Annotated in this window: 20 protein-coding genes; 14 read left to right on the forward strand and 6 right to left on the reverse strand. The window is 53.1% G+C overall.

Annotated features, from left to right (window positions below; genetic code table 11):
• Window positions 1-277: 277 nt before the first annotated feature.
• From AC007G_RS19110 to AC007G_RS19130, 5 genes are all read right to left on the reverse strand, one after another.
• Complete coding sequence (locus tag AC007G_RS19110) at window positions 278-3,067, reverse strand: AAA family ATPase (protein ID WP_180888998.1); 2,790 nt, start codon at window positions 3,065-3,067, stop codon at window positions 278-280.
• Window positions 3,060-3,659, reverse strand: a complete 600-nt coding sequence (locus AC007G_RS19115; protein ID WP_180888997.1) for a hypothetical protein — start codon at window positions 3,657-3,659, stop codon at window positions 3,060-3,062. Before AC007G_RS19115 ends, AC007G_RS19110 begins: the two co-directional genes overlap by 8 nt.
• The gene (locus tag AC007G_RS19120) at window positions 3,652-6,057 is read right to left on the reverse strand and encodes an ABC-three component system protein (protein ID WP_180888996.1); all 2,406 of its coding nucleotides are present in this window, start codon (window positions 6,055-6,057) and stop codon (window positions 3,652-3,654) included. Before AC007G_RS19120 ends, AC007G_RS19115 begins: the two co-directional genes overlap by 8 nt.
• Window positions 6,058-6,838: 781 nt before the next feature.
• Complete coding sequence (gene fraE, locus AC007G_RS19125) at window positions 6,839-7,882, reverse strand: fructose-asparagine asparaginase (RefSeq protein ID WP_032687093.1); 1,044 nt, start codon at window positions 7,880-7,882, stop codon at window positions 6,839-6,841.
• Between the two features lie 364 nt (window positions 7,883-8,246).
• The gene (locus tag AC007G_RS19130; RefSeq protein WP_142630684.1) at window positions 8,247-9,080 is read right to left on the reverse strand and encodes an SDR family oxidoreductase; all 834 of its coding nucleotides are present in this window, start codon (window positions 9,078-9,080) and stop codon (window positions 8,247-8,249) included.
• A 93-nt stretch (window positions 9,081-9,173) separates the two neighbouring features.
• Between AC007G_RS19130 and AC007G_RS19135 the strand changes: the two genes are divergently transcribed.
• Entirely contained in the window at window positions 9,174-10,136 is a 963-nt protein-coding gene (locus AC007G_RS19135) for a LysR family transcriptional regulator (protein ID WP_064384282.1), read from the forward strand.
• Here AC007G_RS19135 and AC007G_RS19140 read toward each other — a convergent pair.
• Window positions 10,080-10,481, reverse strand: coding sequence for a RidA family protein (locus tag AC007G_RS19140; RefSeq protein ID WP_032687090.1), 402 nt, complete (start codon window positions 10,479-10,481; stop codon window positions 10,080-10,082). The genes AC007G_RS19135 and AC007G_RS19140 overlap by 57 nt on opposite strands.
• 499 nt (window positions 10,482-10,980) lie before the next feature.
• On the opposite strand from AC007G_RS19140, the gene AC007G_RS19145 reads away from it, so the two are divergent.
• The 13 genes from AC007G_RS19145 to grpM all read left to right on the forward strand — a co-directional run bounded on the left by AC007G_RS19145 (window position 10,981) and on the right by grpM (window position 22,871).
• Window positions 10,981-12,096, forward strand: a complete 1,116-nt coding sequence (locus tag AC007G_RS19145; protein ID WP_142630685.1) for a 1-propanol dehydrogenase PduQ — start codon at window positions 10,981-10,983, stop codon at window positions 12,094-12,096.
• A 124-nt stretch (window positions 12,097-12,220) separates the two neighbouring features.
• A complete protein-coding gene (gene pduL, locus AC007G_RS19150) occupies window positions 12,221-12,892 on the forward strand; it encodes a phosphate propanoyltransferase (protein ID WP_142630686.1) in 672 nt (223 codons plus the stop codon).
• Window positions 12,885-13,703 (forward strand): ethanolamine utilization protein EutJ, encoded by an 819-nt coding sequence (gene eutJ / locus AC007G_RS19155; protein ID WP_032687087.1) that lies wholly within the window; start codon window positions 12,885-12,887, stop codon window positions 13,701-13,703. Before pduL ends, eutJ begins: the two co-directional genes overlap by 8 nt.
• Window positions 13,704-13,714: 11 nt before the next feature.
• On the forward strand, window positions 13,715-14,470 hold the full coding sequence (locus AC007G_RS19160) for a hypothetical protein (RefSeq protein ID WP_046852242.1): 756 nt from the start codon (window positions 13,715-13,717) through the stop codon (window positions 14,468-14,470).
• Window positions 14,452-14,724 (forward strand): EutN/CcmL family microcompartment protein, encoded by a 273-nt coding sequence (locus AC007G_RS19165; protein ID WP_032695221.1) that lies wholly within the window; start codon window positions 14,452-14,454, stop codon window positions 14,722-14,724. Before AC007G_RS19160 ends, AC007G_RS19165 begins: the two co-directional genes overlap by 19 nt.
• 18 nt (window positions 14,725-14,742) lie before the next feature.
• Window positions 14,743-15,252, forward strand: a complete 510-nt coding sequence (locus AC007G_RS19170) for a GlcG/HbpS family heme-binding protein (protein ID WP_032699435.1) — start codon at window positions 14,743-14,745, stop codon at window positions 15,250-15,252.
• Window positions 15,253-15,278: 26 nt separating this feature from the next.
• On the forward strand, window positions 15,279-16,490 hold the full coding sequence (gene tdcD / locus AC007G_RS19175) for a propionate kinase (RefSeq protein WP_032687083.1): 1,212 nt from the start codon (window positions 15,279-15,281) through the stop codon (window positions 16,488-16,490).
• 203 nt (window positions 16,491-16,693) lie between these two features.
• Window positions 16,694-16,975, forward strand: a complete 282-nt coding sequence (gene grpH, locus AC007G_RS19180) for a propanediol utilization system shell hexameric protein GrpH (protein ID WP_004863596.1) — start codon at window positions 16,694-16,696, stop codon at window positions 16,973-16,975.
• Between the two features lie 21 nt (window positions 16,976-16,996).
• A complete protein-coding gene (gene pduB / locus AC007G_RS19185) occupies window positions 16,997-17,782 on the forward strand; it encodes a propanediol utilization microcompartment protein PduB (protein WP_032687082.1) in 786 nt (261 codons plus the stop codon).
• Window positions 17,783-17,823: 41 nt separating this feature from the next.
• Window positions 17,824-19,338, forward strand: a complete 1,515-nt coding sequence (locus AC007G_RS19190; protein ID WP_142630687.1) for an aldehyde dehydrogenase family protein — start codon at window positions 17,824-17,826, stop codon at window positions 19,336-19,338.
• Between the two features lie 25 nt (window positions 19,339-19,363).
• Window positions 19,364-19,663, forward strand: coding sequence for a hypothetical protein (locus AC007G_RS19195; protein ID WP_032687080.1), 300 nt, complete (start codon window positions 19,364-19,366; stop codon window positions 19,661-19,663).
• A 10-nt stretch (window positions 19,664-19,673) separates the two neighbouring features.
• Entirely contained in the window at window positions 19,674-20,249 is a 576-nt protein-coding gene (locus AC007G_RS19200; RefSeq protein WP_032687079.1) for a DJ-1/PfpI family protein, read from the forward strand.
• A 78-nt stretch (window positions 20,250-20,327) separates the two neighbouring features.
• Window positions 20,328-22,871 (forward strand): glycyl radical diol dehydratase GrpM, encoded by a 2,544-nt coding sequence (grpM, locus tag AC007G_RS19205; protein ID WP_142630688.1) that lies wholly within the window; start codon window positions 20,328-20,330, stop codon window positions 22,869-22,871.
• The last annotated feature ends 95 nt before the right edge of the window (window positions 22,872-22,966 follow it).

The raw sequence follows: 22,966 nt of genomic DNA on the forward strand, positions 1-22,966 counted from the left end.
AGCTCTTCAATATAACCTTCCATTAAGGATGGGTAGGCAAAACTTCACTATAAAAATATGATGTATTTTTATTGTTACTTTGCCAACACCCTCACAAAATAAATTTAATGCCCTTAATGAGTTTACTATAGAATTTAAAACACCAAAACCAGCCGACCAAATTAATTTCATATTAGCTAGGACAGAAAATATATGACTCTTAATTTATGATCATATAGCGAGTAATGCCATAGCGCTGGTTCTACGCTATGGCCACTATATTTATGGGTTGTTTAATTTAACTGTATGACGCCGTAACTCCCCGTAGAGGATTTCCTTCAAGGGTAATAATCCTTAAATTGTCTTTGCAGGATTCTGATGAAAATTTCTGTCGTAAATGTCGTCTTAAACCGTTGCTTGCTGTCGTAAGGACAAGATTCATACCCGGTTCACTTGCCGTGAGCATTCGAAAAATATCCATCATCGCGACCCTATTTAGATCATCTAGGTGTGCAACCGGCTCATCTAGAAAGAAGGAACCACCAAGTGTTCGGGCTCTTGCAAGAAACAACGAAAGAGCGAGATCTTGCCTTTGTCCTTGACTAAAATGAGTTTGCGCGTTCAGTGTAGCAATTTGTTCAGACGCATCGGATAAAGGGGGCTGGCCAGTGGGTGCAGTTGACATCACGGCCTCCCAACAAAATGCCCCTTCTTTTTGCCCCATGCTCAATGCCTGATAGACTTCATTTGCATGCATACGGGAAAATAATTCTGATGCGGGCAAAAGTAATCGATTGAGACTTTTCGTTGCAACATCCCTGATGTGGTTATCCCAATGTTCCCGTGTTCGAGCAGCAGTATCAACACACTTTTGACGGTTTAATATCTTTTGTTCAACCTGTTGTAGTTTCTGGCGTAGAACATTAAGTAATGCTATATCGGTACTGACTTTTAAAGCTGCTCTTGCCTTTCCCAGATATTCTTTCGCGCTTTCCAGCACGTAGGATTCAGTGATGATTTCTTCGTTAATTCTGTTAAGTATTTCAGCATCTACAGAATTATCCTGAGCAAGGAAATACCAACTATTTATCAATGGTGTCGTAACTGCCAGACGTTGCGCGGAAGCTTTTTCGTCCTCGGCGATCTCTTTTTGCAAACGGGCTATCTTCTCATCATTATTTTTTTGTTGCTCAGCAAAAGCATCCCTCTTACTTGTGCGATTATTCACACTTTCGCCATTTTTCGTTAATCTGGCTGACAGCAAGTTTTTCGCCTGCTGTATTTGTTCAGAAAGGACTCCTTTAAGAGGTATAGCCTCCGTTTGTGCTATTGCCTGCAGCAAAGTGATGAAGCGAATAATTTCAACAGATAGTTGTGTTCTAGCAAGTGAAGGAAACAGCTCGACACCCAACTCCCTAAATCCGGCATTTTCACGCCATTTACGTATACCAGAATCTGCAACAATATTCTCTGTCTCTCTCTGGAGCCTCAGGATATCATTACGAGCCTGTAATGCATCTTGCTGACGTTTTTTAGCATCATTGTAGAGACTGATTGCCTGCGTTTCCCTCTCTTGAGCCTGCAAAAGAACATTTCTGGCTTGCTGAACTGCGATGTCGGTTTTCCCCGATACCTTAAGCAATTGTTCAACAAGTTTATCATGTAAATAGTAATTCTGGCCACAAAGAGGGCAGTCATCCGCGTGATTAGCTTTTACAAGCTCCATCCCGGACGCCTGTAGCTGTTCAAGTGAAGTACTTACTGTTTTGAAAGCTTCGCTGAGTTGTAAGGATTCTCGGCGAGCTCCCTGCACCGTCTGATGCAGTTGGAGGAGGCTATTTTCATCCGGTGCCTTTTTGACAATTTCTTCCAGGATGGCAATCGTTTCAGAAGTTTTAGCCCATATGTCATAGGACGTACTTAGCTTTTGCCATGCAGCGTACTGAGCAGAGCAGGTTTCTAAATCCAAAGCAGATTCAGGAAGTGTAAAATGCAATAAAGGTATGTCTATCACATCCTTCGGCACGCCTGTTATTTCACTTACTTGCTTTGCCAGTTTTTCCCAATCGCTAAGTTTGGATAGGTTATTTTCTGTTTCCCGCACCGTTTGCTGTAATTTTTCCAGCTCATCAGCAACTGTTGCCAGCGACTGGCGGAGTTGCTTTTCAGTGGCACTATAGAGTTCAAGTTGCTGGTGTGCTTTTTGAGCTACGGCAGTGTTGATGGCCTCCTGTTCTTTGTGCCCTGCAAGGGTTTGCCACCCTGCTTTTACACTCAGCAAATGTTTCTCTCGACTAGAAAGAGCTCCTTGCCGTTGTTCCAGAAATACAGATGCCGCTTCACATTGCTTCTCAGGAAGTGCAGTTTCAGGCAACTCAAAACCTGTAAGAGCTGAGATATCAGCAAGATTTTTCACAATCAGGGATTGTATCCCATCATCTGCAGCCACTGATTTTTCAAGAAGGTCTATTTTTTTTGTTAGCTCTTCATGCTCATTTTTCAGTTTGCGATCTGTCGGGAGATTTGACTCATAAATTCGTAGCGAATTCTGCATAGGCAGAAGATGTCCATATCCCAGAATATTGGCGAAGATTTGACGACGCTGTTCAGCAAAGTCGTTATCAACCAGTAAGGACATGGCGTTGGAATAGAGCCATCTGCTTCCCCTCAACCAGTCACTTTTGACTCGCTGTCGTGTATCCGCTCTGGAGCCTACACCGGTTTCATTAGGAGTCAGAAGCTTTAGTAAATCGCTGTCACTGAGTCGTTTATCTTTGCGAGGTCCCGTTTTGAATAAGATGTCAGGAGTTCGCACAATTTCTGTTAACTCATCGCCGAGCAGACAAGTTGCACGAACATAGGTTTCCCCTTTACCCCATTTACATCGTAACGAATCACCTGACACATTTTCTGATTCACCCGTCAGCAGCCATTCAATCGCCTGACAAACGGAACTCTTTCCACTACCGTTTGCAGCGGTAATAACCGTAAGTGGAGCTGATAAATCGAGTTCTAGGCGGCCAGGAATGCCTCTGAAGTTTTGTATTTCAACCTTCTTCACTGAAAAAGCCGACATAATCTTAATCATCCCATTCCGTTGCATGTTGTCTGGCAAGCGCCGTTCCCGCTAATGTTTCAAGGGCTTCAATCAATTTTATTCCTTCAGGATCTAGTCCTGGAGGATAAGCTGCGATTTCGCTTTCAGCTTCTGCATCCAGTCCAAGTGCACTGATGCGTTCAGTCCGGCACCATTCTCCATCCTTAGACCAGACTACATTTTTACGTACGAGTCGGGTATTTTGCTCAACGTGAGTGACTTTTTGGCACAGATCTTCGCATGGCGCTGTCAACGCGAGAATAAGATACCCATCATATATTCTGCCGGGAACCTCCAGTCCCACAAGCAGCAAGTCAAGTCGTCTCTCTGCTTCAAGCATTTGCGACGTAAATGCCTCAACTGTATTATGGGCGATGTGCTGGAGAAAAATGAGCGCGTATGAAGACTGCCAGACGTCTACGGAGGAGTTATCAGGCACAAACGTTGTGTCACTCCTGATTCCGGGCTGTTTAGCCTCTGCCTGATCCATTAATGTAGAAAGTGCAAGCGAGTCTATTTTTCGAAAGCCACTCTTCTCTGCTTTACGACTGATAAGCTGTTCCAGCTCCTCTTTATCACTCATTTTCATCTTTCCTTAGCGAACGCACAAATTTTTCGAGACCTGAGCCATCGGTATCTTCAAGATAGAAGTCATCCAGTTCAGACAGGGAATGGAGCTCCGCTTGTCTGTTGATATGGATTTCAGTGATTTCATTTTCATCTGCGTAATCTGGCAGAGTGATATCAACCCTGTGTACTTCACCAGTCCTTGCGATCCAGTGGTCCATCCGATTCCCTCTTCCTTTTGCCAGAACCCTAAGTTTGGGATGTTCACCAGCCTCTGCAGCCCACAGCAGAACTTCTGCTTTTACTTGCCTGTAACTTAAGTCAGGATCTTCTAAAAGCACGATGTGTTCTACTGAAGTCATAGATGTCCATTTGAGCGTCCCGCTTTTATTGCATTCGGTCTGCCATTCGAGTTCCGAATGAGAACTAAGGTAGCTGTTAAGACCAGCGTGCCTCGCTAATATGGTGTTATCCCATGAAACAGTATCCGGCAAAACTGGCGCGTAAGGTTTTAGTTTGTTCATGCAATGGTGAACGATGAGGCTTGAGGACATACCGTTGTCTGCAAGATACTGAATGCGGAGTTTATCTTTAGCTCGATTTGGGTAAGGTGAATCATCTTTACTTTCGTAAAGGGTTACATACGACAGTAATTCTGCAAATAAGGGAATATAGTCACTGACAAGCATGCCGCCTTCAACACGAAATAAACTGGGCCGGAGGAGCTGAAGTGTAGAGCTTTTCCAGTAAGCGCTGAATGATGCAACTGCCGTCTGGGCTGAGCGTATTACCACCCCACTTTCGACAATTCCACGCGTGGACATCAGCGTATGGCTGCTGTCTACGCAGGGGTAAGCTCCGCAAAACGTGCGTAACCCGTTCTTGTATTTTGTCGATGATGGATGGCAGCACAAGAAGGCAAGGTCTGTCTTTTCCCTAAGGACCTCAAAATGTGCGAGAGCATGTTTAATTTTCTCATCTTCAACACATTGCGATGCACAGACAGCAAGTGCATGTTTCCTGATGGCAGAGCCGGTCTCTTCTAAAGACATTGCCAACCGATTTAGCATCGCTTTAGATGCGGACACGCTGCAAAAAAAATCAGCGCCAAGCACTGGCCAGAAACATACATCTTCGAATATGAAGCAATGGTGATGTGTCCCTTGGCCATGGGAATAGTCAGTGGGGACATTTTCCAGAAGCAAATGACATGTAGTTTCTCCTGATTGTTCTTTAATCCAGCACCAACCTGCCTGATACTCCTGCACTGGAGCTGGATCCCACTCTGGGGATGGAAAAAGGATTTCACCCGATTCTCGCCACCAATTCAGCTTTTCACCACTGACTTTGCCGCAGCCAGCGACAAGAATAACTTGCCCTTTTGACGTATTGAGAATCCTGTTAATTTCTTTATAGTCATCAGGATTAAAAGAATCTGAGCTGGATATAATAACAGTAGGTGCCGAGCCGAACTGACCTACTCTTACTGTTTTCATTGCATTCTGAAGCAAGTTCAACGTGTCATTACACTCAGGTATCATGACAACATTCAGATTTTCCCCTTCAAGAAGTTTTCCCGGAATATAGGTTGAAAGCACATTTTGTGTTTCACTTAGTTGCTCTGGCGAGCAACTGCCAGCCTGAATAAATTGCTTTAACGGTACGAGTAATTCTGATATGTCACCCGTGATGACCTTCTGGAACTCATAGTAAGCACCGGCAACACTTGGCAGCATACGAACCAGTGTTGAAAGTTCTGACCTTCTTAACAAACCTAGTCTGGTATCAACCAAGCGTTGCCAGATAAGATCGCACAACTCAGTGGCATTTAATTTTTCAAAGGTGGAATGTGTTTTCAAAAACACTGAGCCATCTCGGGCCTTCAGTACAGCGGTTTCGAGTTCTGAGCGATGCCTTTTCATGTGGGCTTCCCCTGCCCCCACTAGAAAATCTGTCGCTGTCCCTCCCGTTGATTCAGATACTGCGAGATACCAGCGAAATTCCTGCCCATAAGGCGGTAACATCCCCGGTTTAACGAGCCCGTAAAGCAGATACTTAGTTAATTCTTCGAGAACAAGATTCAGTTGCACGGGTTTGTTGTACTTCTTACACTGAATGGTGCCAACGCATTGACCGTCCATGTGCAATATGACATCTCTGCCAGCATCCGCACCGCCACTGAACCGACGAACGGAATCATACCAGTCCCAATCCTCAAGACCCTTAAGCTCGGAGCAGATGTCGCCGACAAATAACTCGAAGATATCATCAGAAAAATGTGCCATCGGATATTGTCCGCCGTAAAGTGTCAACAGCGGCACTTTTGACCGGGCAATATCCTGATGCAGTGTGGTAATTAATGCTTCACGTTCTTCATCGGTTTCAGGGCGCTTCGAGCGTCTTACCTTTGACATCTGCTTGTCATCCTGTTGTGGTATCAACACTTTTTCACGACATCATATAAGGAATGATAAAAGTCCACAATTTTTGTCGGGCCCTCAATATTGTCCCGGTACATAATACGGTATCAAAAAGTCCACATTTCCCTTTGTGCAGACGTACTGTCATGTCACGTACTGATCCCTGGGTACTCTATGGACTGGTTGTGTTTAAATTTATTGCGGCACATGTCAGGTAAATGGCCCCCGACGATCCCCCTTCTCGGTGACATTAGTCCAAAATGATCTTACCCAGCATCAGTGGACACACGACCAAGTGAGTATATGGGTGATTACAAAAAATAAACTAAAAACACAAATAAACTACTTATCAAAATGTTACACAACAAATCACGGTTCAACGTCTGATTCCCTTCCTACAGTTTTATGAGATGCCATACCCTCTCATGAAGACTTAAAACTCACTAAATCCACGCCGTTGCGTGGATTTTTTTTATTTTCATCGCGCCTGGTACATTGCATGAAAGCGCGGGAGAAATGTGAGCATACGCGTAAGTCAGTCGTAGAGGGTGTCAACCCGGCACAAGCCAGAGTTGACTGAAACAATCCGGCTCTGCATCTGGAAAGCATCACCACGCCGCAGGTGAAAAACCGGATCCCGCCCTGCCGCTGGAGCGACTGCCCGAATACTGGAGTCTATCGGTGGCTATCAACACAGGCATCAGTGACACAGACGGGTAGCCCCGTACAGGGGCTACCCCGGGTATGGCAGGTGCGGAACTATCTCCGGATAAAATTAGTAAGTGTGAAAATATTGCTGAATGAGCTGCGGATTTTTAGTTTGGGTCAGTGCCGTCATCAACAAAATTCGCGCTTTTGCCGGGTTAAGCGAATCGGACACCAGTCCAGGCTGGCCGTCATCAACCGGAACGACACCGCTCCCCGTACGTGAGGCGCGAACGACCACGATACCGGCTTTTTCCGCCTTTTTAATTCCCGCAGCGCTGCGTACAGAGACCGACCCCGCTCCGGTGCCTGCATAAATAATACCGTCGACATGATGCGCAATCGCCGCGTCGTACATATATTCAGGGTCGTCCTGATAGCCATATATAATGACCACTTTGGGCAATGTGTTAAGGTTACGCACGTCAAATACCGAGCGTACAGTGTGAATTTTATCCACACGGGTTTCAAACTGCGGTTTACCGCTCACTATCACCCCAAGATAACCCTCTTCCGGCGCTTTGAAGGTATCCAGTGTCGTGGCATTGGTTTTAGTGACAAAACGGGCAGCACCGATACGATCATTGAGAACCACCATCACTCCGCGTCCTTTCGCCTCCGGGTCAGCCGCTACAGTCACCGCTTCCAGCAGATTCATCGGACCATCGGCGCTGATTGCCGTTGCCGGACGCATCGCTGCCGTAAAGACAACCGGCTTGTTGCTTTTTACGGTCAGGTTAAGGAAGTAAGGCGTCTCATCAAGGGTGTCCGTTCCGTGGGTAATCACGACCCCATCCACATCATCGCGGGCCAGCAGTTCGTTTACGCGTTTTGATAGCTTGAGGATTATCTCGCTGGTCATATTTTCACTGCCAATGTTTGCCAGCTGCTCTCCATCAATGCGGGCCACTTTACTCATCTCAGGCACGGCATTAATCAACGTCTGTACGCCAATTGCTCCGGCTTTATATCCCGTAGTCTGAGTATTACTCGCTGCCGAGCCGGCGATGGTACCTCCTGTAGCAAGGATGACAATATGCGGCAGATGCGTCTCACTTAACGCGAAAGTACTTATTGTCAGTAATGCCATTGCCAGTAATGCTCTAAATTTCATATTGACCTATCCCAAAAAGATAAAATTAAAATTCGCCAGGTACTATTGCAAAAGGCTTATTGCAAAAGGCTTGCCAGGAGTAATTTTCTTTTTATCTGCAGATATGTTTAACTTTGATGCAAGAAAAGGGATTTTAATAATTTTGCGCACAACGCTGGTGCAGCGATGAGCGAAAAGCGGGCATAAAAACTCACAATCAGGCCCAACTCATTTATCCCATCTTGCAGCACTGACCTTTACCCGCCTGTTATCTGCGTCAGCTACAATTGCAGCGGCAGATCGGTTGTTTTCCTTGAAAACCAAACGAAATAAAAATGCTCGTTCCTGCTTCTTTGTCGGTGGTGTGTATATTATCCACGGACAATCACGCATCTTTATCCACGCTCAGCGCCACCGCGCGGGTATCCTCCAGCACCTGTAACCGAATGTTCAGCGCCTCGTTGATAGAATGATACGCCTTACTGCCCAGTGCCAGACGAAACGGTGGCGCCTCCCCATCCGCTGCGTCGATTATCGCAGCGACGGTTTTTAACGCATCGCCGTTAATCGCGATAGTTCCCTGCGCCAGACCGCGGCGCACCTCGCCGGCGGGCGTATTGTCATAACAGGCCATCGGCGAAGCTATATCCAGTCCGCCCGCAAAGTTCGTCGCCGTCGGGCCGGGCTCAGCAATCATAAAATCGATGCCAAAAGGCGCCACTTCCTGGGCGACGGATTCAATAAATCCTTCAACCCCCCATTTGGTGGCGTGATAAAGGCTGAAATTCGGCCAGGCAATCTGCCCGCCTTCTGACGATATCTGCACAATGCGTCCCCCTCCCTGCCGACGCAGAGCGGGTAAGGCGGCCCGAATAAGCTGAATCGGACCGGTGAGATTGGTGGCAATCTGCCGATCAATCTGGGTATCGCTCACCTCTTCCGCCGCGCCGAAGAGCCCATATCCCGCATTACTGACCAGCACATCGATACGCCCGGCGAAGTCGAATGCCTGCTGTACCGTTCGACGTACTGCATCCGTCTCCGTAACGTCCAGCAGCAGGACATGAAGCTGCCCGCCGTATTGCGCCCGCAAGTTATCCAGCGCGCCGGGCTTGCGCAGGGTAGCAATCACGCTGTCGCCCCGCGCCAGCAGGCGCTCCGTCATCAGGCGTCCAAGACCGGTTGAAGTACCGGTAATTAACCAGGTTTTGCTGCTCATCGTTAGTCTCCAGAAAAGTCATTAACTCGCCGATACAGGATATGGCATGATGATTAGCACGATAAGACTCAACAAATGGCATGAAGAGGTGAAATGAAATCACCAGTTAAAACTCCGACGCTTTCCGATCTGAAAGCCTTTATCGCCGTAGCGGAACAGCGTAGTTTTCGTCGCGCAGCCGATTTTTCCGGTGTGACTCGTTCCACGTTAAGCCATGCTATCCGCGGGCTGGAAGCGCGTCTGGGCGTTCGCCTGTTGCATCGCACCACGCGCAGCGTGGCGTTGACCGAGGCCGGAGAGGCGCTGCTGCGGCGTATTTCACCGCACCTTAACGGGCTGGAACAAGCGCTGGAAGAGATTGCCGATACCCAAGGACAGACCGTGGGTACGCTGCGTATCAATGGCGGGGAAGAGGCTATTCACCTGCTGCTGCAGACAATTGTGCCGGACTATATGACACGGTATCCCGGCGTGTCGCTGGATCTGGTGGTAGATGGCCGGCTGGTAGATATCGTCGCCGAAGGCTTTGATGCGGGGATCCGTCTGGCGGAAGATGTCCCTGCTGATATGGTGGCTGTACGTTTTGGCGAAGATGTGCGGTTTCTGGCGGTGGCGTCGCCGTCGTATCTGAACCAGCATCCTGCTCCCGCGAGCCCGGACGATCTGGCCCACCATCAGTGCATTCGCCAGCGTTTACCCAGCGGTAAACGCTACCGTTGGGAGTTTTCCCGCCACGGTCAAAGCATCCTGCTGGATGTGCCCGGAACGCTGACGCTAAACAGCTCGTCGCTGATGGTGGACGCCGCGATCAAGGGGCTGGGGATCGCTTATGTCCCGGACGTACACGCCCGCGCTGCGCTGGCGGATGGCCGACTGGTCACCGTACTTGAGCCATGGTGCCCGCCGATTCCGGGTTTATGCCTCTGGTTTCCGGCCAACCGGCATATGCCCGCCAGCCTGCGCGCACTGATCGATCTCATTAAAGAGCGAAACCGAGGCTCAATGCCGCGAGGGCAAGCGGGCGGTGACCTTGATTTCAAAACGGAAGCCATATAGCCAGGTCACGCCGACGCCCGTCAGCGTCGGCCAGGGGGCTTCCCCCCAGTATTCCGGCAACACCTTCCAGAGCGTGTCGATAGTCGATTGCGCATCGACCAGATACAGGGTGACATCAACCACATCGGCAAACGTACAGTCTGCGGCAGCCAGCACCGCATTAAGGTTATCAAATGCCCGGCGGATCTCCTGCTCCAGCCCGGGTTCCGCTGAACCATCTTCGCGACTTCCTACCTGACCGGAAACAAACAGAAAATCGCCGGATTTAACGGCCGGAGAGTAACGGTTTTGCTCATACAGCGCCTGCTGTCCGGCGGGGAATACGATATCTTCTGGCTTTCTCATCTTTTATCCTGTTCTGACCTGTAGGGGTTCAGGGATGATAAGCGCCCGCATCTGCTGTCGCTATGCCCGCAGACTGGCATGAGCCGGTGAATATTATTCACCTGGGAAGGGTGACGGTGGCTAATTGCGCAATGACAGCCCCTCCGAGCGGGCTGGAAAATTTGCCGGGTGTTAACCCGAGGGGTATCCAACACATGCTGCGACACAGAGTACGGCCACGCAACACCTTCAGCGAGGGCATGGAAAATGTCACCCTGTCTCAGCACTTCCAGCGCATCATGCACGCGAGTATTTTTATCCCAGTCAACATCAGGGTCCTATCGCTGGCACGAGGCGCCCCTGCACTTTTTTGTCAGCCATAAAAGAGTACCGCAACGAAATCCTGACTTAGCACAAGCATAGCCAGCTTCTTATCCATCCCCCCATGACACAATAAGCTCTCTTTTTACATCCGGCATTTGCCTCCCCGCAATCCGCTAACGGATAAGGTAATCGAAAGATGGCGAGCTATTTCTTTTCTCTTCCTGACGTCTATTTTGGTGAAAATGCAATTCAAACCTTGCGTCGGCTGAACCATAAAAAGGTGGCGATTGTGACCGACAGCTTTATGGTGAGCTCCGGTAAAACACGCGACCTGATTAATGAAATGCCGCAGGCCTGCGTCTCTATTTTCAGCGAGGTGAAACCGGACCCGAGCGTGGAGATCCTGCACGCCGGCGCCGCACAGTTTAAAGGTTTTAAACCGGAGGTCATTATCGCGCTGGGCGGCGGCTCCGCTCTTGATGCCGCTAAAGGAATCAAGGTTACGCTGGAAGAGTTTCTGCCCGGCCACGCCATAGAACTTATCGCCATTCCTACCACCAGCGGTTCCGGTTCAGAAGTCACCGCCTACGCCATCATCTCCGATCCGCAAAACGGCCGAAAATATCCGCTGATTGCCGATGAACTGATCCCGGACTGCGCCATCCTTGACCCAAACCTGGTGCTCTCGGTTCCTCGCCAGGTCGCGGTGGATACCGGCATGGACGTCCTGACCCACGCCATCGAGGCGCTGGTTTCGACGGGGGCCAATGATTTTAGCGACGCGCTCGCCGAGAAAGCCATTGCGCTGGTCTGGCAACACCTGCCCGACGTTTTTAGCGATGAGAATAATATTGCGGCTCGGGGCCATATGCACAACGCCTCCTGCATGGCCGGCATGGCGTTTAATTCGGCGGGGTTGGGATTAGTGCACGGTATGGCGCACGCTATCGGCGGGATGCTGCATATCCCGCACGGCAAAATTAACGCCATGCTGCTGCCGTTGATTATTGAACACAATGCACGCCACGCCCCGCACGCGCGGATGAAATACCTGAAATGCGCCGCCATTATGGGCATCAAGGCCGCCACGCCGGAGCAAACCCTGCGCGCGCTGATCGGCAGCATTCGCGATATGAATCACCATTTTGGTATTCCGGCAACACTGCAGGCGCTGGGAAAAGACCGGACGGCTGTGGAATCCCTGCGTCAGGCGCTGATCGCGGCGACCTTAGGGGATGGCTGCACGCAAACCAATCCCTGCCAGCCCCGCGCCGCTGATGTAGACCGCTTGCTGACCGCCATCGCCGGCTAAATCTGGACAAGATTGTCCTGCGCCCGGCGGACCGTCAAAAAAGTCCTGCGCAACAGCAAAAAGGCCAACGCGGGACTGAATATGCTTGTATCGCTCTTTTCATCACTTTCAGGTTGTTGACGCTATGAATGACACCCAGCAGCAAGCCGAATTAATCGCCCGGGAAATTCTTCAGGAACTCAAGGCCCGTGCCCCCCTCGCCGCACAGACGTTGCATATCCCCGTTGGCATCTCTAACCGCCACGTTCATCTGAGCCGGGAAGATATGGACATTCTGTTTGGCTATGGCGCCACTCTCACCCGCATGAAAGCGGTAAAACAGCCGGGCCAGTATGCCGCCGAAGAGACGGTGACGCTGCGCGGACCAAAAGGGGAGCTGACCAGGGTACGCGTCCTTGGCCCGCTGCGCAGCGCCACCCAGGTTGAAATTTCTGTCTCCGACAGCTTTGTTCTCGGTGTTAAGGCGCCATTGAGAATGTCCGGCAATCTCCAGGACTCGCCGGGAATCGAGATTATTGGTCCGCGCGGGCGAGTCAGCAAAACGGATGGCGCGATTATCGCCTGGCGCCATATTCATATTTCTCCCGCCGACGCCGAGCGCCACGCCCTGCGCGACGGGATGGAGATTGACGTGCGTATCGACGGCTATCGCGGCGGCATTCTCAGCCACGTGGTGGTCCGGGTGAGCGCGGATGCGGTGCTGGAAATGCATGTTGATGTTGAAGAGGCCAACGGCTTTGGCTTGCGTAACGGCGATTGCGTCCAGCGCGCGTTCACGGAACGCCGCCATGACTGACAGCACCGCAACCAGGCGGCTGAACACATTGGCGGAGCTGGTCAGCCAGGGCGGATACCGCCCCTGGACAGGCGCGCTAAAAGTGGGTGTCGATCCGGGTACGGCCAATATTGCCGTAGTTGTGCTGGATGAAAACGATAACCCCGTCGCCGGCATCAGCCATCCTTCACGGGCGGTGAAAGACGGCGTGGTGGTGGATTTTCTGACCGCCAGCCGGGTGGTGAGTGGACTGAAAACAGCACTCGAAGAGCGCCTTGGATGCCCCCTCACCCGCGCGGCAACGGCCATCCCGCCGGGAATCACCGCCGGGAACACCAAAGTTATCGTCAATATGGTGGAGGCCGCCGGACTGGAGGTGACCGACGTGGTTGATGAACCGGTAGCCGCGGCGCTGGCCTTAAACATTCGCCACGGCGCGGTAGTTGATGTGGGCGGCGGGACAACCGGGATCAGCATTCTGCGCAACGGCGAGGTGATTTTCAGCGCCGATGAACCGACCGGGGGCAACCATATGACCCTGGTACTGGCAGGCGCTCTGGGCATGCCTTTTGCCGAAGCGGAAGCGTTGAAAAAGAGTCCGGAGGAGGAAGAACAGGTCTTTACCGTGGTCCGTCCGGTGGCTGAAAAGATGGCTCATCTGGTCGCGGGCTGGCTGGCGGGTTATCCGGTCGACGACATTTACCTGGTCGGGGGCGCCAGCAGCTTTCGCCAGTTTGCCGACGTCTTTCGCCATGCCACCGGTAAACGGGTCATTCAGGCGCGGCAGCCGCTGCTGGTGACGCCGCTTGGCATCGCCATGCGCAGTCGCTGAGGAGAATAACGATGGATGCACAGCGACTCTCACACCGGCTCGACAGCCTCATTGCGGACCTGCTGGCTCAACGCCGACGGCGCCTGCAAGCCCACGGCAAGGTGATGCGCGTGGTATTAAGCGGCGAGGATCTCGCCACGCTCCCGACGACGCTGGATTGTCTGACGGCGCTGAACCAGCGCGGCTATCTGCTGGTCATGACCTTTTCCCATAGCGCCATCCAGGCGTCATTGCACTCCACCTGTCTGGAGGCTCTGGCGCAGCGCGATGTTGAGGCGCTGTGCGACGATCGGGATCCCTGCCCGACAGAAGAGACGTTCAGCGGCCTGTATCTGCCCTCGCTGTCTACCAACAGCCTGAGCAAAATCGCCTTAGGTATTCGTGATAACCGGGTGTGTCGCTGGGCTTTTCACGCTCTGAGTCTGAGCAAGCCCATCATCGTCACGCTCAATGCCGAATGCCGGGATGACGCTGCCAGCCAGCTCCCCACGGCATTGCGGGCACGGCTGACCAGCTACGTCGCCACCCTCGGGGAGTATGGCTTCACGATTATCGGCCGCCCCACGGTGAACCCGGCGCAGAGGCCGACGGCGCCCGTCGCTAAACCGCTGATCACGCTCAGCGATGTGCGCCAGCTTCCCGCAGGCGCGGTACTGTCCGTTGGACGCCGGACGCTCATCACCCCCGCCGCACGCGATGAAATTCGCGACCGCGGTATTGTCATGGTGCAGGGTCACCAGGAGGAAATATGTATCTGGCAAAAGTAACCGGGGCACTGGTGTCGACGACCAAGCATGCTTCGCTCAATGGCGCAAAGCTGCTGATTGTCGCCCGCCTGGATGAACACTATCAGCCCACCGGCACCGCGCAGGTCGCCGTCGACTTTGTCGGCGCCGGAAACGGGGAAACGGTCATCGTCACTACCGGGAGCTCCGCGCGGATGACCACCAGCAAAGAGCACTCGGTGATTGATGCTGCCGTGGTCGGCATTGTCGACTCGCTCGATCTTAACAACCAGTAAGCACCACGGAGGAAAAGCATGCACACCACGCCGAACGCCGAACTGGATCGCCGTATCAACGCGGCCATTTCGCGTCAGTTAGCGCCGCCTCCGGCCTCGCTGACGCTGACGGATGCGGCATTACTGGCGCACTGTGCCATCGATGCCGCCAACAACGCCAATGTGCCCATTGTTTTTAGCCTGGTGGATGCCCATGGCCTGCAGCGTTACTTCTTTAGTCAGGATAACGCCCTGCTCATCAGCCATACGCTGGCCACGCAAAAGGCATGGACCGCCGTGGCGCTCAGGATGCCGACCCACCGGCTCGCGGCCGACGTATTGCCTGGCGCCAGCCTGTATGGCTTGTCGCATACGCAAGGTCTGTGCTGCTTTGGCGGTGGGCTCCCCTGCTGGTCCGCCGGCGTACTGCTCGGCGGTATCGGCATCAGCGGCGGGAGCGTCGAGGTAGATATCGCGATTGCCACGCAAACCCTGGCGCACTTCAGCCGCGAGCATTTTTTGCTCACACCATTCCATGAATCTCTCTAAAAAAACGAATACAGACAGGGGTCATCATGTCGTCAGCATCACTGGTTCTGGTCATTAACTGTGGTTCATCTTCCCTTAAGTTCTCCGTCATCCCGCGTAATCAGGAGACCCCGGTGCTCTCCGGGCTGGCCGAAAAGCTGGGGCTACGCGAAGCCGGCATCACCTTTAAAGATGCGCAAGGGAAGACGACCCGCGGGTTGCCTGACGGCGCCAGCCATACCTGCGCGCTGGAGGCGCTGTTCGCCCGGCTCGCAGAGCAGGCGCTGCTGCCGCAGGTATGCGCCATCGGTCATCGGGTGGCGCACGGCGGGAATGATTTCAAACACTCGGTGCGGCTCACGGCACCGGTGATCGAGCGTATCCGCGAATTATCGGCGCTGGCGCCGCTGCACAATCCCGCCAACCTGATCGGCATTGAAGCCGCCATGGCGCTGTTACCCGAGCTGCCGCAGGTGGCGGTGTTTGATACCGCCTTTCATCAGACGCTCCCGCCGGAGGCCTATACCTATGCCATCCCGCTGGAGTATTTACACCAGCATCAGGTCAGACGCTATGGCTTTCATGGCACCTCCCATCGCTTTATCGCCGCCGAAGCCGTCGAGCGCCTGGGTCTTAACCCCACCAACCACGGTCTACTTATTGCCCATCTCGGCAATGGCTCGTCGGTCTGCGCGGTGAAAAACGGACAGAGTGTCGACACCTCGATGGGCATGACGCCGCTTGAAGGGCTGGTGATGGGAACGCGCTGCGGTGACCTGGATTTTGGCGCAGCGGCCTATATTGCCCGCTGCACCGGCCAGACTATCGAATCACTTTACAAGATGGTCAATAACGAAGCGGGATTGTTCGGTCTGTCGGGTCTTTCCAGCGATTGCCGCACGTTACAAGAGGCGCGCGGCAACGGCGATCCCCGGGCCTCCCTCGCCATTGATGTCATGGTTCACCGGCTTGCCCGCCACCTTGGCGCCCATCTTGCTTCGCTGCATCGCTTTGATGCACTGATCTTTACCGGCGGCATCGGGGAGAACTCGGCGCTGATCCGCGAGCTTACCGCCGAGCGGCTGGCGATATTTGGCGTGCAGCTCGACGCCGCGCGCAATGCGCAAATGTTTGCCGGTCGACAGGGCATTATCTCGCGCCCCGGCTCACCGATTGTAGCGGTCATTGCCACCAATGAAGAGCGGATGATTGCCGAGGATGCGGCCGCACTTGCCCCTTTGCTGGAAGGTGCCGCCTGAACGCATCCTCAAGGTAGTCATGTGGAGAGGATTTTATTGTCCAGCTGAAAACGGGAAAACAAGAAAGTCTCTCTGCCGGGCAAAACATTTTGTCTCAGGCGCAATAACATCGTAGTGCATGAATTTATTAAGTCTATGAACTCAACCTTTATCGGTTAATTCATAACTTGCTTTTACTCTCACCTGGAAATATTGAGGTCGTTATGCAACAAGAAGCATTAGGTATGGTTGAAACAAAAGGTCTGGTTTCCGCAATTGAAGCCGCAGATACCATGGTGAAATCCGCTAACGTCACCCTGGTTGGTTACGAAAAAATTGGTTCCGGGTTGGTTACCGTAATGGTTCGCGGCGACGTCGGCGCGGTCAAAGCGGCAACGGACGCAGGTTCAGCGGCAGCAGGAAAAGTCGGTGAGCTGGTCTCTGTACATGTGATTCCGCGCCCGCATATTGAAGTGGAAAAAATCCTGCCGAAAGCTGTCAGTTAATAAAGCCAGAGGATACCGACCATGAGAGATAATCTTGTTGAGCAGATTATATCTGAAGTAATGCACAAGCAGACTGATGATCGCGCAAATAATAAAACGCCGGCCAGCTTTATCGGTTGCGGTTTAACTGAATTTGTCGGAACGGCCCTCGGGCATACCATTGGATTAGTGATTGCCAATGTCGATCATCAATTACATGAAGTCATGAATATCGACAAGAAATATCGCTCTATCGGTATTCTTGGCGCCCGGACCGGGGCCGGCCCGCATATATTTGCCGCGGATGAGGCCATTAAAGCCACTAACAGTGAAATACTCTCTATTGAGCTGGCTCGCGATACCGAGGGCGGCGGTGGGCATGGTTGCCTGATCATTTTCGGCGCCACCGATGTCTCCGATGTTCGCCGCGCGGTTGAAGTCGCGTTGGGCGAAATTCAGCGCACCATGGGCGATGTTTATGGCTCGCCGGCCGGTCACCTGGAGTTCCAGTACACCGCCCGCGCCAGCAGCGCGCTCAATAAAGCCTTCGGTGCCCCGTTGGGTAAATCTTTCGGCCTGACCTGCGCTTCACCGGCGGCGATTGGCGTGGTGGTCGCCGACGCCGCGGCAAAAGCCGCCGTCATCGAGCCGGTGGGTTACGCCAGCCCGGCGCACGGCACCAGCTTCAGTAACGAAGTGATCTTCACGTTTGCCGGTGATTCCGGCGCGGTACGCCAGGCGGTCATCGCCGCCAGAGACGTCGGGAAACAGCTGCTGGCTACGCTCGACCCGGCGCCCATCAAATCGACCACGACGCCGTACATTTGATGGTGGCACCCACGAGCGAAGCGAAGTAAGGAAGATACAGCATGAACGATCTTGATATTACTCAGGCCGTCTCCCGCGTGCTGAGTAAATATACGAAAACGACGGCGCCAGCGCCCGAACAGCATGCGCCGGCAGCCGCCACACCGCTCGATCGCGGCAGCATCGACGCGATTGTGGCCAGCGTACTGGCAAGCCAGACCGGAGCCGCAACCGCCGCCCCTGTCGACGGGAACGCCGGTGACGGTGTTTTTGCCACCATGGATGCCGCGATTACTGCGGCGCAGCAGGCGTATATCCAGTATCGCCACTGCTCAATGCAGGATCGCGCCCGCTTTGTTGACGGCATTCGCCAGTTTTTCCTGCAGGAAGAGATTTTGCACGCGCTCTCGACCATGGCGGTGGAAGAGACCGGAATGGGAAATTATGCCGACAAGATGGTGAAAAACCGCGTTGCCGCGCAAAAAACTCCGGGGGTTGAAGATCTCATCACCGCCGCCATCAGCGGTGATGGCGGCCTGACGCTGACCGAATACTCCGCCTATGGCGTCATTGGTTCGATCACCCCGACCACCAATCCGACCGAGACCATTATCAACAATACCCTCGGTATGCTGGCCGCCGGCAACGCCGTGGTCTTTAGCCCGCATCCGCGTTCGCGTCAGGTGTCGTTGTACTGCGTCACGTTAATCAATCAACAGCTGGCCCGGCTCGGCGCACCCGCCAGTCTGGTGGTCACGGTCGCCAGCCCGTCGATTGACAACACCAATGCCTTAATCGGCGACGCGCGTATCAATATGCTGGTCGCCACCGGCGGGCCGGCGATAGTGAAAACCGTGATGTCGTCCGGCAAAAAAGCGATTGGCGCCGGCGCCGGCAATCCTCCCGTTGTGGTTGATGAAACCGCCAATATCGAGAAAGCCGCCCGCGATATCATTAACGGCTGCAGCTTCGATAACAACCTCCCCTGCGTGGCGGAAAAAGAGGTCATTGTCGTCAATGAAGTGGCGGACTATCTCATCCACTGCATGAAAAAAAGCGGCGCCTGGCTGCTGTGCGACAAACAACATATTCAGCAGCTACAGGCGCTGGTGCTGAATGAAAAAGGAAACGGCCCGAGTACCGCACTGGTAGGGAAAGATGCGCGCTACATTCTGCAGCAAATCGGTATCAGCGTGCCGGAGGAGATCAAAGTTATCCTGATTGAAACCGAACGTGACCATCCATTCGTGGTGCATGAACTGATGATGCCGGTTTTGCCGGTGGTCAGAGTGGAAAACGTCGATGAAGCGATCGATCTGGCGGTGAAGGTTGAACATGGTCATCGTCACACGGCGATGATGCACTCTACCAACGTTGAAAAACTGACCAAAATGGCGCGGCTGATCCAGACCACTATTTTTGTGAAAAATGGCCCGTCGTATGCCGGATTAGGCGTTGGCGGCGAAGGACATGCCACATTTACCATTGCCGGGCCGACCGGTGAAGGGTTGACCTCGGCACGCTCCTACGCCAGGCACCGTCGCTGCGTGATGGTTGAAGCGCTCAATATTCGTTGACTGAAGCAGGATGGCTGACTCGATCATGAAAAAACGCATTATCAACGCGCCAACGCCGGAAACGCTCGCCATGCTGAAAAGGCGAATGCCCGCGGAATCTCGCAACCGACTGGAAAGCATCCGCATTGACGCTATCGGGTTGATTATGTTGCCGATACCAGATCTGTACTTTTACGCCGATCTGGCAAGTAAAAGCGCACATGTTGCGGTATCGGAGATCTTTGGCAGCTGTCCGCAGCATATCACGACGCTGGCGCTGTTCGGCGAGATCGCCGCAGTGAATGAGGCCATGCGTATTATTGAGGATGATGACAGTACGTTCTGAGAGTTCGCTTATGAAAAGAATTTTGCTTCTGGCAGGCGATTTCTCTGAAGACTATGAAGTCATGGTGCCATGGCAGGCATTAAGCATGTTAGGTTTCAGAGTGGATGTGGTGTGCCCCGGAAAACGCTGCGGGGAATATATAAAGACCGCGATTCATGATTTTGAAGGCGATCAAACCTACAGCGAAAAACCGGGGCATCTGTTCCGCTTAACCGCCTCTTTTGATGAAGTCAGGGTACAGGAATATTGTGGAATATATCTTGCCGGCGGCCGTGCTCCGGAATATTTACGACTAAACCGGATGGTATTAAATATCATCCATTGTGCGAATAACATTGCGCTACCGATTGCCGCTATATGTCATGGACCACAAATTCTGGTTGCTGCCGGCATATTAAAAGGTAAAACGCTGACCGGATATTTCACCTTAAAGCCTGAAGTTGAAATGGCTGGCGGTATCTGGGTGAGCGCCGCGGACCACGAGGCGGTACATGACGGCAATCTTGTTACCGCGACGACCTGGATGGCGCACCCGGAAATATTACGTCAATTTATTAGTTTAATCGGCAGCAACACTATTAGCTAGCGTACCCGGCACTACCGTCAGGTAAAAAAACTCAGGTGTGGTAATCCCCCACGCTTATATCATTTCGGGAGTTATTGTATGTTAGAGAAAGGCTTTACTCATCCGACCGATCGTGTAGTAAGACTCAAAAATATGATTCTGCATGCTAAACCGTATGTAGAATCTGAACGTGCGGTGCTGGCAACCGAGGCATATAAAGAGAATGAACAGCTTCCCGCTATTATGCGTCGGGCAAAAGTCGTTGAGAAAATATTTAACGAGCTGCCGGTCACTATTCGCCCTGACGAGTTAATCGTCGGCGCCGTCACTATTAATCCACGTTCAACAGAAATTTGTCCTGAATTCTCTTATGACTGGGTCGAAAAAGAGTTCGACACTATGGCCCACCGTGTTGCCGACCCGTTCATTATTGAGAAAAAAACCGCCGATGAACTCCACCAGGCCTTTAAATACTGGCCGGGTAAAACCACCAGTTCGCTCGCCGCCTCCTATATGTCCGAAGGGACAAAAGAGAGCATGAGCAACGGCGTTTTCACCGTCGGCAACTACTTCTTTGGCGGTGTCGGACACGTCAGCGTCGATTATGGCAAGGTCCTGAAAATCGGCTTTCGCGGGATCATCGATGAAGTGACCCGCGCGCTGGAGAACCTCGATCGCAGTACCTCCGATTACATCAAAAAAGAGCAGTTCTACAACGCCGTTATTCTGAGCTATCAGGCGGCAATCAATTTCGCCCATCGCTACGCGCAGGAAGCCTCGGGCCTTGCCCGTGAAGAGCGCGACCCAACCCGTCAGCGCGAGCTGGAACAGATTGCCAGCAACTGTACCCGCGTGCCGGAATACGGCGCGACAACCTTCTGGGAAGCCTGCCAGACCTTCTGGTTTATTCAGAGCATGCTGCAGATTGAATCCAGCGGCCACTCGATTTCGCCCGGCCGTTTCGACCAGTACATGTATCCGTATCTGGCGGCGGATACCGCCATCAGCAGCGAATTTGCCCAGGAGCTGGTGGACTGCTGCTGGATCAAGCTTAACGATATCAACAAAACTCGCGATGAGATTTCGGCCCAGGCCTTCGCCGGCTATGCCGTCTTCCAGAACCTGTGCGTGGGCGGTCAGACCGAAGACGGCCGTGATGCCACCAACCCATTAACCTACATGTGCATGGAAGCCACGGCCCACGTACGTTTGCCGCAGCCCTCTTTCTCAATTCGCGTCTGGCAAGGCACGCCGGATGAGTTTCTCTATCGCGCCTGCGAGCTGGTCCGTCTGGGGCTTGGCGTACCGGCGATGTACAACGATGAAGTGATCATCCCGGCGCTGCAAAACCGCGGCGTCTCGCTGCATGACGCCCGCGACTATTGCATCATCGGCTGCGTGGAGCCGCAGGCGCCGCATCGCACCGAAGGCTGGCACGACGCGGCGTTCTTCAACGTCGCGAAGGTCCTGGAAATTACCCTTAACAACGGCCGCTCAGGAAACAAACAGCTTGGCCCGATGACCGGCGAGATGACCCAGTACGCCGGCATGGATGACTTCTATGCCGCCTTCAAAAAACAGATGGCGCACTTTGTGCACCAGTTGGTCGAAGCGTGCAACAGCGTCGACATCGCCCACGGCGAACGCTGCCCTCTGCCGTTCCTGTCCGCGCTGGTAGATGACTGCATTGGCCGAGGAAAATCCCTGCAGGAGGGCGGCGCGATTTACAACTTTACCGGCCCGCAGGCGTTCGGCATTGCCGATACCGGCGACTCCGTCTACGCCATCCAAAAACAGGTGTTTGAGGATCGCCGCCTGACGCTTCAGGAGCTGAAGGGCGCGCTGGACGCCAACTTCGGCTACCCGGTCGGCGGCAACCCGCATAGCGCGGCGGCAAAATCCTCTCTCGGCGAGCAGGATATCTACGAAGTGGTCAAACGCATTATCGACCGCCACGGCTCGTTGAACCCGGCAGAGATTAAAAACGAAGTCTATCGCCAGCTCGCCAGCGTCACTCCGGCGCCGTCGGCAGGAAATCCGCGTTATGAAGAGATTCGCCATATTCTGGAAAATTCGCCGTGTTTTGGTAACGACATCGACGACGTGGATCTTGTCGCCCGCCAATGCGCGCTGATCTACTGTCAGGAAGTGGAGAAGTATACCAACCCACGCGGCGGACGTTTCCAGGCCGGTATCTACCCGGTGTCGGCGAACGTGCTGTTTGGTAAAGACGTGAGCGCCCTGCCGGACGGTCGCCTGGCGAAAGAGCCGCTTGCCGACGGCGTATCGCCGCGCCAGGGGAAAGATACCCTCGGCCCGACCGCCGCAGCGAACTCGGTAGCCAAACTGGATCACTTTATCGCCTCGAACGGGACGCTCTACAACCAGAAATTCCTGCCCTCCTCGCTGGCGGGGGAAAAGGGTCTGCGAAACTTTGGCGGTCTGGTGCGTAACTACTTCGATAAGAAAGGGATGCACGTACAGTTTAACGTTATCGATCGCAACACGTTGCTGGAGGCGCAGAAAAACCCACAGCAGCACCAGGACCTGGTGGTTCGCGTTGCGGGCTATAGCGCGCAGTTCGTGGTACTGGCGAAAGAAGTCCAGGATGACATCATCAGCCGCACCGAACAGCAATTCTGATTTTGCCTGACCTGCCAGGGCCATACGGTAACGTATGGCCCTTTATCAGACCCGATTTTAGCGGCTGACTTGCTGTTGCCTGGTGGTCGCTTTTT

Source organism: Klebsiella sp. CSG-1 (assembly GCF_056521145.1).

Excerpts from the sequence above, each read along its gene's own strand:
- AC007G_RS19190 (WP_142630687.1), top strand. The coding sequence starts at position 17,824 with ATGAACGATCTTGATATTACTCAGGCCGTCTCCCGCGTGCTGAGTAAA.
- grpM (WP_142630688.1), top strand. The coding sequence starts at position 20,328 with ATGTTAGAGAAAGGCTTTACTCATCCGACCGATCGTGTAGTAAGACTC.
- tdcD (WP_032687083.1), top strand. The coding sequence starts at position 15,279 with ATGTCGTCAGCATCACTGGTTCTGGTCATTAACTGTGGTTCATCTTCC.
- AC007G_RS19140 (WP_032687090.1), bottom strand. The coding sequence starts at position 10,481 with ATGAGAAAGCCAGAAGATATCGTATTCCCCGCCGGACAGCAGGCGCTG.
- fraE (WP_032687093.1), bottom strand. The coding sequence starts at position 7,882 with ATGAAATTTAGAGCATTACTGGCAATGGCATTACTGACAATAAGTACT.
- AC007G_RS19195 (WP_032687080.1), top strand. The coding sequence starts at position 19,364 with ATGAAAAAACGCATTATCAACGCGCCAACGCCGGAAACGCTCGCCATG.
- pduB (WP_032687082.1), top strand. The coding sequence starts at position 16,997 with ATGAGAGATAATCTTGTTGAGCAGATTATATCTGAAGTAATGCACAAG.
- AC007G_RS19130 (WP_142630684.1), bottom strand. The coding sequence starts at position 9,080 with ATGAGCAGCAAAACCTGGTTAATTACCGGTACTTCAACCGGTCTTGGA.
- AC007G_RS19165 (WP_032695221.1), top strand. The coding sequence starts at position 14,452 with ATGTATCTGGCAAAAGTAACCGGGGCACTGGTGTCGACGACCAAGCAT.
- AC007G_RS19200 (WP_032687079.1), top strand. The coding sequence starts at position 19,674 with ATGAAAAGAATTTTGCTTCTGGCAGGCGATTTCTCTGAAGACTATGAA.
- AC007G_RS19110 (WP_180888998.1), bottom strand. The coding sequence starts at position 3,067 with ATGATTAAGATTATGTCGGCTTTTTCAGTGAAGAAGGTTGAAATACAA.
- AC007G_RS19135 (WP_064384282.1), top strand. The coding sequence starts at position 9,174 with ATGAAATCACCAGTTAAAACTCCGACGCTTTCCGATCTGAAAGCCTTT.
- AC007G_RS19115 (WP_180888997.1), bottom strand. The coding sequence starts at position 3,659 with ATGAGTGATAAAGAGGAGCTGGAACAGCTTATCAGTCGTAAAGCAGAG.
- AC007G_RS19160 (WP_046852242.1), top strand. The coding sequence starts at position 13,715 with ATGGATGCACAGCGACTCTCACACCGGCTCGACAGCCTCATTGCGGAC.
- grpH (WP_004863596.1), top strand. The coding sequence starts at position 16,694 with ATGCAACAAGAAGCATTAGGTATGGTTGAAACAAAAGGTCTGGTTTCC.
- eutJ (WP_032687087.1), top strand. The coding sequence starts at position 12,885 with ATGACTGACAGCACCGCAACCAGGCGGCTGAACACATTGGCGGAGCTG.
- AC007G_RS19145 (WP_142630685.1), top strand. The coding sequence starts at position 10,981 with ATGGCGAGCTATTTCTTTTCTCTTCCTGACGTCTATTTTGGTGAAAAT.
- AC007G_RS19120 (WP_180888996.1), bottom strand. The coding sequence starts at position 6,057 with ATGTCAAAGGTAAGACGCTCGAAGCGCCCTGAAACCGATGAAGAACGT.
- pduL (WP_142630686.1), top strand. The coding sequence starts at position 12,221 with ATGAATGACACCCAGCAGCAAGCCGAATTAATCGCCCGGGAAATTCTT.
- AC007G_RS19170 (WP_032699435.1), top strand. The coding sequence starts at position 14,743 with ATGCACACCACGCCGAACGCCGAACTGGATCGCCGTATCAACGCGGCC.